This is a genomic window from Thermosynechococcus sp. QKsg1 (assembly GCF_031586415.1).
Lineage (GTDB): Bacteria > Cyanobacteriota > Cyanobacteriia > Thermosynechococcales > Thermosynechococcaceae > Thermosynechococcus.
In genome coordinates, this window is the sequence record NZ_CP134200.1 from 1,938,264 (window position 1) to 1,954,973 (window position 16,710).

General features: G+C 52.4%; 9 protein-coding genes and 1 CRISPR repeat array. Of the genes, 1 reads left to right on the plus strand and 8 read right to left on the minus strand.

All coding sequences use genetic code 11. The features are described 5' to 3' along the window. Window positions 1-71 precede the first annotated feature (71 nt). Complete coding sequence (locus tag RHP47_RS09530; RefSeq protein WP_286625503.1) at window positions 72-800, plus strand: response regulator transcription factor; 729 nt, start codon at window positions 72-74, stop codon at window positions 798-800. On the opposite strand, the gene RHP47_RS09535 is transcribed toward RHP47_RS09530, so the two are convergent. The 8 genes from RHP47_RS09535 to RHP47_RS09570 form a co-directional block, all read right to left on the minus strand. Further along, window positions 797-2,638: an NYN domain-containing protein gene (locus tag RHP47_RS09535; protein ID WP_302679393.1), complete on the minus strand. Its 1,842-nt coding sequence runs from the start codon at window positions 2,636-2,638 to the stop codon at window positions 797-799. The two genes, RHP47_RS09530 and RHP47_RS09535, sit on opposite strands and share 4 nt — an antisense overlap. Before the next feature lie 53 nt (window positions 2,639-2,691). After that, on the minus strand, window positions 2,692-3,705 hold the full coding sequence (gene rlmN, locus RHP47_RS09540; RefSeq protein ID WP_310840345.1) for a 23S rRNA (adenine(2503)-C(2))-methyltransferase RlmN: 1,014 nt from the start codon (window positions 3,703-3,705) through the stop codon (window positions 2,692-2,694). Between the two features lie 465 nt (window positions 3,706-4,170). Next, window positions 4,171-8,489: direct repeats of the CRISPR family, unit length 36 nt; unit sequence GTGCCTCTACCTTTGATGCCGTAAGGCGTTGAGCAC. A 34-nt stretch (window positions 8,490-8,523) separates the two neighbouring features. Next, window positions 8,524-9,663: a glycosyltransferase gene (locus RHP47_RS09545; protein ID WP_310840347.1), complete on the minus strand. Its 1,140-nt coding sequence runs from the start codon at window positions 9,661-9,663 to the stop codon at window positions 8,524-8,526. 13 nt (window positions 9,664-9,676) lie between these two features. After that, entirely contained in the window at window positions 9,677-9,892 is a 216-nt protein-coding gene (gene sipA / locus RHP47_RS09550) for a regulatory protein SipA (RefSeq protein ID WP_206200898.1), read from the minus strand. An 85-nt stretch (window positions 9,893-9,977) separates the two neighbouring features. Next, window positions 9,978-10,352: a cytochrome c gene (locus RHP47_RS09555; protein ID WP_149820318.1), complete on the minus strand. Its 375-nt coding sequence runs from the start codon at window positions 10,350-10,352 to the stop codon at window positions 9,978-9,980. Window positions 10,353-10,447: 95 nt separating this feature from the next. Then, window positions 10,448-11,791, minus strand: a complete 1,344-nt coding sequence (locus RHP47_RS09560; protein WP_310840349.1) for a four-carbon acid sugar kinase family protein — start codon at window positions 11,789-11,791, stop codon at window positions 10,448-10,450. A gap of 131 nt (window positions 11,792-11,922) precedes the next feature. Further along, the gene (gene metH, locus RHP47_RS09565; RefSeq protein WP_286668646.1) at window positions 11,923-15,462 is read right to left on the minus strand and encodes a methionine synthase; all 3,540 of its coding nucleotides are present in this window, start codon (window positions 15,460-15,462) and stop codon (window positions 11,923-11,925) included. Between the two features lie 569 nt (window positions 15,463-16,031). Further along, a complete protein-coding gene (locus RHP47_RS09570) occupies window positions 16,032-16,655 on the minus strand; it encodes a lysozyme (protein ID WP_399375468.1) in 624 nt (207 codons plus the stop codon). Window positions 16,656-16,710: the final 55 nt, after the last annotated feature.

Sequence of the window (16,710 nt, forward strand, 5' to 3'; positions counted from 1 at the left end):
TTGCAGCGATGTTTATAATTCTCTCAGAAGCGGTAGCTGGCCGCCTGTGAGGATTGAGTGCTGTTCATTTTATGAAGCCCCGCATCTTAATCATTGATGATGATCCTGCGATCGCCGACGTCTTGGCAATAAACCTGCAAATGGCGGGCTACGAGGTCACTAAGTCCTTAGATGGGATGCAAGGGCAAGCCCTCGCCGTGCAACTTTCGCCCGATCTAATTCTCCTTGACCTGATGTTGCCCCAAGTGGATGGCTTCACCATTTGCCAACGCCTGCGGCGCGATCCGCGTACCCAAGATGTTCCGATTTTGATGCTGACGGCTCTGAGCCAAACCCATAACAAAGTGGAGGGGCTTAACGCGGGTGCCGATGACTACCTCACCAAGCCCTTTGAATTGGAGGAAATGCTGGCCCGGGTACGTGCTCTTTTGCGACGAGCCGATCGCATTCCGGCAACCGCAGGCCATCGTGAAATCCTCAGCTATGGGCCATTGACACTAGTGCCTGAACGATTTGAGGTCTCTTGGTTTGGCAAAATTATTAAGCTGACGCGCCTTGAATTTGAACTGCTGCACTGCCTGCTGCAACGCCACGGCCAAACCGTTTCCCCCAGTGAAATTCTCAAGGAAGTCTGGGGCTACGATCCCGACGATGACATTGAAACCATCCGTGTCCATATCCGCCACCTGCGGACAAAACTAGAACCGGATCCGCGGAATCCGCGCTATATCAAAACCGTCTATGGGGCTGGCTACTGTCTAGAACTGCCCAGTCAGATTGAGCCACCATCTGCATCCTAGGTTGGGTTGTTCGCAGTCGGTAGTTGTAGAGGCTTGAGGGGAACCGCTTGGGCAAAGACCTGCTCATTGATGGTTTCACCAATCTTGCTGAGGCGTTCTGCCACGGCTTGGCGAAAGCGAGTTTGTAGCTCGATCGCCAAACTAGAAAAGTCCGTGATGGCAGGGTTGAGGGTGAGGGTGTTCCCTGTTCGTGTTAGAATACCCGCTTTGACATAGTTGGCGATCGCCCGCTTAATCCCCTGCTGACCAATGCGCTGCTGCTGCCGACGAGCTTGCTCAAGAATAATATTTATCATTCTCTCAAAAGGGGCATTGCGGGGACGATGGGCAATTAACCACTGTCCCACCTGAGTCAGTAAAAAATCTGCCGCCACTTCATCGGCAAAGATACCACGGTAGATCGAGACGGTGTGAATGGTTTGGGGACTGGAGGTGCGCAGGGTGTAGCGCTCAGGTAGGTTATTGCGCCAGCAGAGAATCGTTCTACCCAATTGACCATTCACCGCAACGCCAATTTGTAACTGATGGTGTGTGGTTAAGTAGGCCACTAATTCAGAGGGCTTGCAAAAGCCAAATCGCAGCGGATCCAATTGGGGGGCAACGGATCTCATTTCTAAAAATACGGTATTAAAAACCATACCCCTAGCCAATTCTCGCCGTCTTGTTGCATCAGTGGTGTAGTAGGAGAATAGCTCCAAAAGTTTTTCAGTTTCCCGTTGTTGAATCGCCAATGGCGGAATTTGTTCATAGTTCAACGGCTCAATGGGAAGACGCCGAGGTGAGGATGGCGCGGTGCGATTTTCTGGATTGGGTTGACGCGGGGGAGGCGTGCCGTTTCTGCCATTGGTGGCGGGGGCAGAATGAATGAAGGGATTCTCAAGGAAAATAAATTGGTGGCACACCCGCTGAAAGCTATCACTGGCGGCGTTACGGTAGGCACAGCCAATCACGGTTTTACCGTAATCCCGCAGGCGCAGGGCAATGGAGCCAAAGCCACCATCCCCGGAGATGAGTACAAAAGTATTGATGTCGGGATGTTGGTAGGCTAGATCAATGGCATCAAGGGCAAGTTGAATGTCCGCTGCATTCCGCTGATTGTGATTGCGACCATAGACGCCAACCCGCTCGATTTGCGATCGCTCCAGTTGAGCATTGAGGGCTTGGAGAATTTGATTTTGCCAGTTTCCATAGGCACGCTGGATGGCGATTTCCCCGAGATCAATAGTGCTTTTAATTGCCTCCAGAACGTTGTCTAGGGAAACAAGCTCATTCACTTTGGCGGGGTCTAGTCGCTGCCCTTGGTTAAAGACTAAGTTTTCAATATCGTAGAGGACAGCGGTTTTTAGGGCAGTTGCTGGGGGTTGGGGTCTTTGCAGAAGGGTTTGAATGGTTTGCAGAGCGGCACTCTGGGCGTGAATGGCTTCAATGAGTGGCTCAAGTTGCTGCGCCGTCGCCGTGTTAACAGCAGCGTCCCTTTGATTGTCCTTGAGGGTTTCCAGCCTCTGCATGATCTCGTTGTGAATCGGGTTCAGGGCTTCAGGAAGTGCTTGGTGCAGTTGCTGTTCAAGGTCAGTGAGTTGTCGGCGTTGTTGTTCGAGTTCTCGCAGCAGAAGTGCTTTGAGTGCGGTGGTCTCTGGGGAGGAGCAGAGGAAGGTGTGAATGTCTCGAAGCAGGCGATCGCTACGGCGTTGGTTCTTTTCAATAAGGGGCGCACCCGCAAGGGCACCGATGCCACTCCCTAAAAGGGTTGCTAAGGGTTGTTGGGGTTGAATCAGTGTGGCAATACCACCGAGGGCGATCGCGCTAACAGGAGCAATGAACCAAAGCTCTGGCTTCATTCAAAATGTGATAGGAATTACACGAATTAGGAAAATATGATAGCAAAAAATGTTTAGACACTGAGTTGGGCTTGGCGCAGTTGGCCACAGGCGGCTTGCCGATCCAGACCCCGCGATCGCCGAATGCTGGCAGTAACCCCTAGGGCTTGCAGTTGGCTAAGAAATTGCCGCAAACGCTGCTCGGTGGGACGTTGATAGGCTGCCTCAGTAATGGGATTGTAGGGAATCAGATTGACATGACTCTGAAAGCCCCGCAATAGCTGCGCTAGCTCCTCGGCGTGCTGGGGGCGATCGTTGACTCCCGCCAGAACCGTATATTCAAAGGTGATGCGGCGCCCCGTTTGCTGCACATAGGCACGACAATCGGCAATCAGTTGGCTGAGGGGATAGTGCTTGGCGCTGGGAATGAGCTGCTCCCGTAGGCCTTGGTTGGGGGCATGGAGGCTGACGGCAAGGGTGATTTGCAATTGATATTGTGCCAGTCGCTGAATTTGTTGGGGAATACCAACCGTTGAGAGGGTAATGTGCCGCTGACCAATGCCAATATCGCGATTCAAGCAGGTGACCGCTGGGATAACAGCCGCTAAGTTTAAGAGTGGCTCTCCCATACCCATAAACACCACATGGCTGACGCGCCGCCTCATTTCACTCTGGATCGTTAGCACCTGATCGACGATTTCATGGCTCGCCAGATTGCGGCGATAGCCCCCTTTGCCCGTGGCACAAAAATCACAGGCCATTGGACAACCCACTTGGGAAGATACACACACCGTCAGGCGATCGCCACTGGGAATGCCCACCGTTTCAATGGTTTCGCCATCGGCTAAGGTCAACAGAAGCTTGACAGTGCCATCTTGGGCATCATGGCGATAGCGAACTTGAGAGCGGCCAATTTCTACCTCAGCGAGAGCGTCACGCCACTGCTTGGGAAAAACTGTAATCTCTTGGAGCGATCGCGCCCCCTTTTGATAGAGCCACTGATGCAATTGCTGTGCTCGATAGCTAGGTTGCCCTTGGGCTTCGACCCATGCTTTCAGTTCTGCTGCAGACTGTCCCAGCAGTGCCATAGTGTTCAACCGCTTTACTTTCCCTTGATCCTAACAAACTGCCAACCCGCTCTTTTCTGGAATAGGGGCACAAGAAAGAACGCTGAGGCGCTGGGACAATTGCTTTGCAGTTTTGCTAAGAGCAGTTAATCTTTCTCTTGCTGACGGGTCAGCAGCACTAAAATTTGCGAGACCCCAGAGAATGCCAGCTGAGTTTTGTCCAAGATTGTGGCGCATGCAAGCACCTCTGGACTCAAATATTCTCCGAACGCACCGATATTCAAATACAGCCCCTTGACTAGGTTTGAGAGTTTTTGTTAGATTTAGAGGTGCTTGAAAATCTCTGAACCTATTCCCCAGAGCGGGATTGACAACTGAATACTGGCCGAGGCTAAAAATTTTACAGTCACAAAAAAACAAAGTGCCTGAGGTGCTTGAAAAGTGACTGTGCTAAGCTAGTCCTAGAGGCATTTCTAGGGCGCCGCTGTGCCTCTACCTTTGATGCCGTAAGGCGTTGAGCACATTCGCTCCGCCAAGAAGCAAAAAACCAATTGGAATGTGCCTCTACCTTTGATGCCGTAAGGCGTTGAGCACGGGCAGCCGTTAATACCGTTTATGACTTAAAACAGTGCCTCTACCTTTGATGCCGTAAGGCGTTGAGCACATTAAGAAAGCTGTTTTGATCGCGGCTTTTAGGGCGGGTGCCTCTACCTTTGATGCCGTAAGGCGTTGAGCACACCAAGTAATTGAGAGTATTCAAAAGCTAACTGACGTGCCTCTACCTTTGATGCCGTAAGGCGTTGAGCACTCCCAAGATGACAAGTAGGTCAAGCATCCCTCAGGCAGTGCCTCTACCTTTGATGCCGTAAGGCGTTGAGCACACCAAGCAGATTGGAAGTTCCTTGCTCAAGAAGTGAGTGCCTCTACCTTTGATGCCGTAAGGCGTTGAGCACATTCCTGTCCCACATTCCGTGGGGCGCCTGATTCCGTGCCTCTACCTTTGATGCCGTAAGGCGTTGAGCACTAAATAAATGCGCGATATTCTAACGCGCCTAGTTGGATTGTGCCTCTACCTTTGATGCCGTAAGGCGTTGAGCACGGGACGGGACGGGGACAGAAACAGCAGGAAACAGGTGCCTCTACCTTTGATGCCGTAAGGCGTTGAGCACCTCGCGCGCCTCAAAATATCAATCACATCGAGGCGCTGAGTGCCTCTACCTTTGATGCCGTAAGGCGTTGAGCACTCGGTAAAACCGTCAAGGATACTGACGGTAATCTGTGCCTCTACCTTTGATGCCGTAAGGCGTTGAGCACACTTGTAGATCGTTATCTTTGAACATTTTGATCTTGTGCCTCTACCTTTGATGCCGTAAGGCGTTGAGCACTCCTGTAGGTAGTTGGGGTGAGGGGCTAGGTGAGTGGGTGCCTCTACCTTTGATGCCGTAAGGCGTTGAGCACATAAACCTATAAAACTTCTACATCCCTTTCTTGTGCCTCTACCTTTGATGCCGTAAGGCGTTGAGCACTTAACTAAGAAGGAGGACATTATGCTAAACAAATGTGCCTCTACCTTTGATGCCGTAAGGCGTTGAGCACGAATTAGGGCGTCCAGTAGGGAAGCAGTAGGGAATGTGCCTCTACCTTTGATGCCGTAAGGCGTTGAGCACCTTTCAACAATTGAGACTGGATTATTCTCATCAGGTGCCTCTACCTTTGATGCCGTAAGGCGTTGAGCACGCGTCCACAGGCGGGAATTTAGTAATCTCACGTGCAGTGCCTCTACCTTTGATGCCGTAAGGCGTTGAGCACGCGTCCACAGGCGGGAATTTAGTAATCTCACGTGCAGTGCCTCTACCTTTGATGCCGTAAGGCGTTGAGCACACCCATGCCATACACGATGTCCTTTACTTATAGAAGTGCCTCTACCTTTGATGCCGTAAGGCGTTGAGCACCCATGGCTGATAATTTCTTCAATCAGGTTAGTTGGTGCCTCTACCTTTGATGCCGTAAGGCGTTGAGCACAAGGCGCCAGAGGGTATGCACATTTATTCAAAGTTGTGCCTCTACCTTTGATGCCGTAAGGCGTTGAGCACGATGAAGTTGTTGGTGCTTTTCTCTACAAGGAAGCAAGTGCCTCTACCTTTGATGCCGTAAGGCGTTGAGCACTTTACCCTTAACTCATCCACTGTCTTTGGTCGTTTAGTGCCTCTACCTTTGATGCCGTAAGGCGTTGAGCACTATTATTCTGAAAATAAAACCTAGAACCTATAAAGTGCCTCTACCTTTGATGCCGTAAGGCGTTGAGCACTTTCTGCAGGAGCATTACATATTGTTGCTTCCAGAACGTGCCTCTACCTTTGATGCCGTAAGGCGTTGAGCACGAGCAAGTTAAGAATTATGTGGCTAGTACAATTGAGGTGCCTCTACCTTTGATGCCGTAAGGCGTTGAGCACTGAGTGGATGGATTTTACACCTCAGATAAATGTAAATGTGCCTCTACCTTTGATGCCGTAAGGCGTTGAGCACACATGGCTGCTTATGATTATGACTCGACAACTAATGGTGCCTCTACCTTTGATGCCGTAAGGCGTTGAGCACATCTTCTGGAAAATTATTCATTACCAGCGCAAAGGTGCCTCTACCTTTGATGCCGTAAGGCGTTGAGCACGATAAGCTGCTGACACTTCTTAAAGAAAGGCCTGATGTGCCTCTACCTTTGATGCCGTAAGGCGTTGAGCACGCTGGCCGATTCCCTACCGATTGCTGGCCGATTCGTGCCTCTACCTTTGATGCCGTAAGGCGTTGAGCACGTCGCAGGACGGTATAGATAACAAATGCGTTGGTACGTGCCTCTACCTTTGATGCCGTAAGGCGTTGAGCACTTTTTAGTAGTACGAGAGATTACATCGATGTGGAAGTGCCTCTACCTTTGATGCCGTAAGGCGTTGAGCACAAGAAAAGAAATAAAAGAAGGGTTGGAAAAACCCTTAGTGCCTCTACCTTTGATGCCGTAAGGCGTTGAGCACTTTCAACCACTCAAGATGTTGAAGTGGTTGAGAGTGCCTCTACCTTTGATGCCGTAAGGCGTTGAGCACCTTTTCGGGGAACTAAAATTCCCCAAAGTAAGAGAGGTGCCTCTACCTTTGATGCCGTAAGGCGTTGAGCACAGGATCTCTCTGTTCAATCTGCCGAGTTTGCTCAAGTGCCTCTACCTTTGATGCCGTAAGGCGTTGAGCACAGCTAATGCGCGGCTAAAAGCTATTGCAGATCAAGTGCCTCTACCTTTGATGCCGTAAGGCGTTGAGCACAAATTAAGGGCGATCAAGCACTGCTACAAGCGTGTGCCTCTACCTTTGATGCCGTAAGGCGTTGAGCACTTTCTATTGCAAATCAATATAATGCTCGTAAAATTAGTGCCTCTACCTTTGATGCCGTAAGGCGTTGAGCACAGTGCGGGGTCTTGACATAACTCAGCCAAAACACGGTGCCTCTACCTTTGATGCCGTAAGGCGTTGAGCACTAGAACTATTATCTGTTCGCTTAATGAAATCTGCCGTGCCTCTACCTTTGATGCCGTAAGGCGTTGAGCACAGCCTACCCATGCTGTGCTGGAACCGACAGGAGTCCACGTGCCTCTACCTTTGATGCCGTAAGGCGTTGAGCACACTATGAGGAGTGGATCTATGAAGGTAAAAGGATGGTGCCTCTACCTTTGATGCCGTAAGGCGTTGAGCACTTCTGGAGTTTGAATATACATATTCTTGGTTAGTGTGCCTCTACCTTTGATGCCGTAAGGCGTTGAGCACTCCAATTCACTGCGAGAGGCCGTCACTTGGCTTCTCGTGCCTCTACCTTTGATGCCGTAAGGCGTTGAGCACGTGGGTTCTGCCCCAAGTATTAAAAGCTAAATGGTGCCTCTACCTTTGATGCCGTAAGGCGTTGAGCACTCGGCGCGATAGTTGGCCAGCCAGTGCCGGATTATGTGCCTCTACCTTTGATGCCGTAAGGCGTTGAGCACTAGATGCAGATATTGAAACTTCTGGAGAGGTAAGTGCCTCTACCTTTGATGCCGTAAGGCGTTGAGCACTAATTCAAACTCATAATGAATGACTGTGGAGAAAGTGAGTGCCTCTACCTTTGATGCCGTAAGGCGTTGAGCACTAAGTTTTCTGAAGACAGGTTTAAGATTTCATTAGGGTGCCTCTACCTTTGATGCCGTAAGGCGTTGAGCACTTAGCTGACTATGTGGACATTGCAACTAAACCTGTGCGGGTGCCTCTACCTTTGATGCCGTAAGGCGTTGAGCACACTATGAGGAGTGGATTTATGAAGGTAAAAGGATGTGCCTCTACCTTTGATGCCGTAAGGCGTTGAGCACTAAATAGCGAAAGTTAGAGTGCTCAGCCTAAAACGTGCCTCTACCTTTGATGCCGTAAGGCGTTGAGCACGAGACAAGGCCAGCCCCATTAACTTAACCAAGTCTGTGCCTCTACCTTTGATGCCGTAAGGCGTTGAGCACTCCAAACGGGTTTTTATCCCGCTTGGTTTTCTGTTTGTGCCTCTACCTTTGATGCCGTAAGGCGTTGAGCACGTCGCCCTACTGGTCGCCTTTTTCTTACTGGCCGCCGTGCCTCTACCTTTGATGCCGTAAGGCGTTGAGCACGTATCGACAAAGTTGGGTGTGTTTACCTGAAACCCGTGCCTCTACCTTTGATGCCGTAAGGCGTTGAGCACTTGGAATCAACCTTATGTTGCTTTAGATGCTAGTCGTGCCTCTACCTTTGATGCCGTAAGGCGTTGAGCACTGGATTCGCTCGGCAGCAGGGGCGGGAACTCGCATCACCCTTGATTTGCCGATGCCGTCAACAGTTGTTGCAGGTACATCTGTGCAGGGGAATAGTCAGGGTTAAATTCAAGGGTCTTTTGAAAATAGGCGATGGCGCGATCGCGCTCCTGAAGGGTCATGTAGGTAAAACCTAGACTATAGGCAGGTTGGGTGGTCATCCACTGGCGATCGAAGGGTTCAGCGCGATCGTAGGTTCCCTGCTCAAAGAGATCTAAACAGCGGTGAAAGTAGGGCAGTGCTCCGCGATGTAGACCCAATTCAAAGATGAGTAACCCCGCCACATAGAGCAGGGGCGGATAGCGATCAAAGAAGCGTAGGCCATAGCTGAGGTAATACTGAGCCGTTTCGTAGTCCTTGGCCTCAAAGGCGCGGTAGCTCACCCAAAAAAGGAGATGACGCAGCCATGTGGTGTCCTTCGGCAAAACTCCCTGTTCGACGGCAGGGGCAATTTGCTCAAGGGCTTGTTCATACCATGTTTGGGCGCGATCGCCATCGCCACAGGCGGCATAGTGATCCCCAAGACACACCAAGTTTTGCAGTCGGCGATCGCCCTGCTGCACCATTTTTTCGAGGATGGGGATATTGCGATCGCGAAGCTTTGCCAGAAACTGATCTGGCGTCTGTTGGTTGTGGTGAATGAGATAGACCCCCTGCAACTGACCCACCACTGCCTGCCGCTCCCGATAGTACAGTTGCTCATGGAGTGCCCCGGCAAAGTGAAGATCAGGAAAACGGCGGCCAAAGCGGACATTCCAAAACTCACTCCAGTTGAGATCCCTCGCCTGTTCACGACGCAGCAGACTCCACTGATTGATAATATGTGCACTTGCAGCGGTCAATTGGTCTCGCCATTGGGGATCCGTAACCACCAATTCTTCATCGGCATCAATGTAAAAGACCCACTCCCCGCTTGCGTGGGCTAGGGAGGCATTGCGAGCGGCGGCAAAATCCGCTTGCCAGACAACGGCATGGACATGGGGAGTAAATTCGTGGGCAATGGCGATCGTCTCATCGGTGGAACCCGTGTCCACAACAATGATTTCATCCACCCAAGGCCGCACCGACTGCAAGCAGCGCCGTAATTGATGGGCTTCGTTTTTGACAATCATGCACAGAGACAGCAGGGGAGCCATAGCAGCGAAGGCACTACAGCCGTTTGAGATACTTGGCTTCCAGCAAAAAGGCACCCCGCTCTAGGCGCACGACCCAATAGTTCCCCGGTTGCTGGCCGAGGATCACCCCTTCTTCACCGAGGGTGAGGATACTGGCGGGACGCAACATTGGCATTGGCTCCGCTGTTTTCACATAGGGGGGCAGTTCCACAAGGCGAACGCGATCGCCCACCGCAAAGGCTTCTTCCATTCCCACCAAAGGATGCTTGAAATTGGTAATACTGATAACACAATCTAATATACCGCCTCGACCTGTAGCGCTTTTGTCAAAAGTTTTAGAGTGTCTTCAAGTAGCTTAATAGGTCGGCCATGTCTTGGGGTTGGGCTTGAAACTTGGGCATGGGAGGGGTATTGCCACTGATAATTTGCTGGATGAGTTTTGTTTGCGATCGGCGGTGGCTAATCTGCACAAGGCTAGGGCCCACTTCGCCCTTGCCATCAATGCCATGACAACCCGCACAATTGAGAATAAAAATTTGCTCGCCGCGACTCGGATCGCCCACCGCCGCCCGTACCGATTGAATGTAGGGATCCCGCAGGGGCAATAGCAGAGAAACCCCCCAACCGCCACCCACCACCAGCACGACCAAGACAGGCAGCAGCCAGCGCCATACCGTTGATCGAACCCCAACCGTGTTGACTAAACTCATTCACTTATCGGGAAAGATTAAAAATTGTTTATTATTGTTACAACTGCATTCTAAACCCTGCACTCAGCCAGATTCAAGCCACTAAGTAAAAATTCCTAAACTGCGGTGCCATTGCCCTGAAAGCGATGATAGACCGTGCACAGGGCTGCGCGATCGCCGACATTGCCGGGGAACAGCACCACTGGTAATGCGGGAAAACGGGGATGATCAGCACCCGTGCGCACCACGGAGCAGCCCGGAATCACTTGCCCCAAGAGGCGAACCGTGGCTAAGTTTAAGCCCTTACTCAGCACATCGTTGGAGGTGATGCCCCCCTTGCTGATCAGATAGCGCAAATCGGCGGGCAACTGCTGGACGATCGCCATCAGCACTTCCGAGACTCGCTGCCCAAAGGCTAACCGTGTCACTGCATCCGCGAAGGTGAGTTCCTCACGACTGGTAAAGATGACGGGGGTTTTCTCACTGGCGATCGCCTGATCCACTGCCGCCAAGACTTCGTTGATGATGTCAGGTTCAGCCGCCCCACTGTCGCGCAATCGAGCCACGGGCACTTCAATGGGAAACACATCGGGTTCCGCCAACAGAGCAGTTAGTTGTTCAGTGGTTTTGCGCACGTGGGAACCCACTAAAACCACACCATAACGACCCGGTCGGCAATAGGTGGCCATTGCCTCTGGGGGGGTGGGTTGGGGGGGCAATTGTGCGAGGGCAGTCAGTAAACTGGCAGCACTGCGGAACAAAAAGCGTTTTCCTTCACTGGCCACCTCAAGCACTGCTGCTGCAAATTGGTCTAAATCCTCTTGGCTCTCAGCATCCACCACCCCGCAGACATTGCCTTGTAACTGGGTCAAGCGGCTGCGCAGGGTCTCTGGATTGCGCACATCGGCAAGGACAAAACGCTCTACGGCTGCGGCGGGGATGCGCCCTTGGGTCTTTTCGGCCACATAGTCGGGTAAGTAGCTGTGGTGATAGCCAAAGACGGAATCGCGGGCAAACTCCGTTTCATGGACGGGCACCGGCTGACCTGCAACCAGCAGATAGTGCTGGCTATCACGGGTAATGCGCCCCCCCTCCAGAAAGGCAGGCACCAGAAAGTGGGCATCAAAGGGTCCCAGTTCAGCGGCAATCACGTCGGTTTCAAGGGGGTAGTGGCCGCGTAGGGTGGAGTCGGAACGGCTGACAACCATGTAATCGGTGGTGCCGGTTTGGGCGATCGCTGCCTTCAAATGACAGCAGACGGTGCGCGTGACCTCCGCTGCGATTTCTGCTGGCAAAGCACGGGTATTGGTGAGGATAAAGAAAATGGGCACAGGATCGGTGAGGCCACGACAGAGGGTATCCACATCCCAGCGGCTCAACAGCAGGCAACTGTGCACCGTTTGCGAACCGGTGGGGTCATCATCTAGGACAATAATTTTTGGGCGCGTCACCGCGGGCATCTCCGACACTCTTTCGTTTGCAGTTTATCATTGGGGCGATCGCTCTCCTGAAGGAAGAACCATTGCAGTCTCCTATTGGCTTGCCAAAGCCCTCCTGAGTAAGCCGGGTTTTGGGTACAAAGGGCGCAGACTTAGACGCTGAAATACTTGGCGGTGGGATGGTAGCAGATGATCGCCGTGGTGGATTGCTCAGGGTAGAGTTGTTCACTCTCGTCCATGTACATCCCCATGCGATCGCTCTCGAGGAGTCGCAGCAACGTATATTGATCCTGCATATTCGGGCAGGCAGGATAGCCAAAGCTATAGCGGGAGCCTTGGTAGCGCTGGGCAAGAATATCGCGAATCGACTCTGGATCGGGAGTGCAGCCCAATTCACGGCGAATGCGGGCATGACACCACTCTGCGAGGGCTTCCGCCGTTTGCACCGCCATGCCGTGGAAGTAGAGGTAGTCACTGTATTGATTGGCCGCAAATAGCTCCTGCGCCACTTGGGTAGCAATTTCACCAACGGTTACCGCCTGCATGGGAAAGACATCAATGATGCCTGATGCCACAGGGGCAAAAAAGTCGGCAATACAGAGGCGACGCCCCCTCTTTTGGCGAGGGAAGGTAAACTGGGCGATCGCCCGCTCAGGGACGCAGGCACTTTTGTCACCAACCCGCTGCGGATCGTAGAGATAGACCGTGTTACCCTCACTTTGGCAGGGGAAGTAGCCATAAATCAGTTCAGGATGGAGTAGGTTTTCCGCAAGGATGCGCTGTTTCCACTCCTCAAGGATGGGATAGACCTTCTCGGCAAGGAAGGCATCATAGGTGGCACGGTCTTGATCCTTGGGTTTGCGAAACTGCCACTGACCCGCAATCAGGGCTTGGAGATCCAGATAGGCAAAGACCTCAGAAAGGGGAATCTGATCCGCCTTGAGGTGACGAATGCCCCAGAAGGGGGGTGTGGGGCGGGGAATCTCCAGCGCAACAGCGTCAGAACGGCGTGTATCTACTACTTCTGGCGTTTCGGGTTCAGTCACCGAGGGCGGGGCTGGTGTGGCCTCTGCCTCTGGGGGAGAGACCGTTGTGCCATCCAAAAATCCTTGGCGATCGTCCCACTGCCCTGCGGCCTTGGCACTCATCAGCCGATCCATAAAGTGCAAATCGGCAAAGGCATCCTTGCCGTAGATCACTTGACCGTGGTAGGTGGCGCGGCAATCCTCGTAGACAAATTTGGGTGTGAGGGCTGCCCCCCCTAGAATCACGGGAACGGTAATGCCCCGCTCATTAAAGATCTCCAGATTTTCCTTCATAAAGGCGGTGGATTTCACTAAAAGGCCGCTCATGGCAATGCAGTCTGCCTGATGTTCTTTGTAGGCTTGGATGATATTTTCAACGGGTTGCTTAATCCCCAAGTTAATCACCCGATAGCCATTGTTGGTGAGGATAATATCCACCAAGTTTTTGCCAATATCATGGACATCGCCTTTGACGGTGGCAATCACAACCGTGCCCTTGGCCGTGTCCCCCGTGGCCGATTTTTCCATAAAGGGTTCGAGGTAGGCAACGGCGGCCTTCATCGTTTCTGCGGACTGCAAGACAAAGGGCAGTTGCATCTGCCCAGTGCCAAAACGTTCGCCCACCACCTTCATGCCATCGAGCAAGAAGGTATTGATAATTTCAAGGGGGGCATAGGTTTCAAGAGCTTTGGCGAGGGTGTCCTCAAGACCAAGGCGATCGCCATCAATAATGTGGCGCTTTAGCCGCTCCTCAATGGGCAGGTTCTCCACCTGTGAGCGATCTGGTTTTGTGGTTTTGCCCTCAAAGAGACGGGTCAGTTCGGCAAGGGGGTCATAGACACACACGTCCCCCTCAAAGCGCCGCCGATCATAGATCAGATCACGGCAGACTTCTTGGTGCTCTGGCTCAATTTTGGCCAAGGGCAGAATCTTGGCAGCACTGACAATGGCAGCATCCATGCCCGCCTGCATCGCCTCATGGAGAAACATCGAGTTCAGGACTTGCCGCGCCGCTGGATTTAACCCAAAGGAGATATTCGAGACCCCCAGCAAAATATGACAGCCGGGGAGTTCAGCGCGGATACGGCGAATGGCGGCAATGGTTTCCCGACCGTTGACCCGATCCTCCTCAATCCCTGTGGAAATCGGCAGTGCCAAAGGGTCAAAGAAAATCTCGTAGGGGGGAATGCCGTAGTCAAGGGCGGCTTTATAAGCCCGTTCAGCAATGGCAAACTTTTTCTCAGCCGTTCGTGCCATCCCCTCTTCATCAATCGTGCCGACCACAACGCCAGCGCCGTAGGTTTTTGCCAGTTCCAAAACTTTGTAAAAGCGGGGTTCACCATCCTCGAAGTTAGTGGAGTTGAGCAGGCATTTGCCCCCCGCCACTTTGAGTCCCGCTTCCATCTTTTGCCACTCCGTAGAGTCAAGCATCAGGGGCAGGGTGACATTGGTAACCAACCGCGACACCAACTCGTGCATATCCCGCACGCCATCGCGCCCCACATAGTCCACATTGACATCAAGGATGTGGGCACCTTCACGCACTTGGGCACGGGCAAGGGCAACGAGGCCATCCCAATCTTCGGCATTGAGGAGATCGCGGCATTTTTTCGAGCCACTGGCATTGAGCCGCTCACCAATAATCAGGAAGGAATTCTCTTGGTCGTAGGGCTGCGGGCTGTAAATCGAAGCAGCCGCGGGAATCCGTTGGGGCGATCTCGCCTTGGGGGTCAAGGTCGCTGCAATCTCCGCCAGAGCAGCAATGTGATCCGGTCGAGTGCCACAACAGCCGCCAATCACTTGCACCCCAAAGTCCTCGACAAAGCGGGTCAGAGCCAGCCGCAATTCCATCGGCGTTAATTTGTAGTAGGCACAACCACCAATGTTCTCAGGCAAGCCGGCGTTGGGAATGCAGGAAATCACAAAGGGGGAGTGCTGCGAGAGGTAGCGGATATGCTCCGTCATCAGGTCAGGCCCCGTGGCGCAGTTGAGTCCCAAAATATCAATGGGATAGGGTTCCAGAATCGTCAGGGCAGCACCAATTTCCGAGCCAACCAGCATCGTGCCCTGCTGCTCCATCGTCACGGAAACCATCAGCGGTCGGCGTTCTCCCCGCTCCCGAAAGACGGCTATCACCCCATTGAGGGCGGCTTTGATTTGCAGCACGTCTTGGCAGGTTTCAATAATAAATAGGTCAACCCCACCGTCAAAGAGGCCCGCCGCTTGCTCGCGAAAGGCAGTGTAGAGGGTGTCGTAGTCAATGTGGCCAAGGGTGGGGAGTTTGGTGCCGGGACCCATCGAGCCAGCAACAAAGCGGGGTTTTTCGGGGGTGCTAAATTCGGCGGCCACGGACTTGGCCAGTTCGGCGGCTTTCTTGCTAATTTCGTAGGCGCGATCGCCCAAATTGTATTCACTAAGAACAATCGAGGATGAGCCAAAGGTATCCGTTTCAATGACATCCGCCCCCGCTGCCAAAAAATCGCGATGCACCTTGGCCACCGCCTCTGGCTTGCTGATCACCAGATATTCATTGCAGCCTTCGTACGCCTTGCCACCAAAGTCCTCTGCCGTCAGGTTTTGCGCCTGAAGATTCGTGCCCATTGCGCCATCAAAGACAATGACACGCCGCGGTTCTGCATGGAGATACTCAAGAAACGACATAGACATCCACCAAGGCCAGCCGATTTGCACCAGAGGGTTCTTCTGATTTTAATCTCTCCGGGAGCGGTACAGCCCTTTGCTCACGGATGAAACTGACAGCTCGGCCTTGACACTTCTTGGGACAAAAAAATTAGGGGTGCAGAAAAAATAGAATTCAACACCCCCCTTCAAAAAACTGAGTACTCAGCCTGTTTTTGATGACAGTATTTCTCTGTTCTTGCTATGTTAGACAAAAAGTCCTACTGCCATCGTAGCATACTTGACAGCCTTCATCGCGTATGTAACAGCCTTGAAGATCGTCTCAATGAACACAAAGAATCCAAACATTGGTTACCTCCTTGAAGAAGTCTTTCTAATTAATTTTCATGTTAGCAGGATTCACTAAAATCATTGAATCCTGTAATAAAGCTTAACTTTCTGCCAAAACCAATGCCGACCCATGGCTGTTAAAAAATCGTCGTCGTCAGCGGCATAGCCTTAAGACAAATATGCAAACGGACGAGTTGGGGGCGTTCGTCTGAATTGGGGAAATGGCACCCTAGTCCATCCTTTGAATCGTCGGCAGAGAAAATTGACTAGCGTAACGCATCCCTCCCCGGAGAGTGTGCGGTCTGGGAGGCGGCTAATTCTTGAGCCAACAGTTGCTGGTAAATCTCTTCGAGGTGGGGTGTGATCAGGTTGCTTTCAAGGCCGTAGCCCAGACTAGTCCATGTATCCGACAGTAGGGCAAAAACTTCCTGTACTCGACCTTCCCGCAACAGTTGGGGAATATCGGCATTCCAAGCGGCCGGATCTGTCAGCCAGCGATAGACCACCTGATCTTGATACTCTGGGGCAAAGCTATAGCCCTGCCAAAACCAGCTCGGCGGTTGGGGATGATAGCGGGCGGCTTTTTCTGCCCAAGTGGTGGTGAGAAATTGATAGCGGCCTGCGGCGGTGGTACATAGGTGCTGATTGGGACCGCGGCGAATGGGAATACAGCGATCGGGATGCTGGCTGAGGTCTTGGACGTGTTCGCCACCATAGAGCAGGGTGTAGGGATTGGCGTCATTGGCCTCACTGGCAGAAATGGTGCGCATCAGCGCCCGCACATAGGGATCACCTCCCTGCATGACTAAGGGGGCAATTTGACCCGGCTGCCAGCGGTACCAGTACCACCAGAGGGCACTTGAACGCGACCCAAAAAAGAAATAGCCCATGCCCACCAGAAGAGCGATCGCCAGCAACCAACGGGAAAACCGCACCAACTGATCC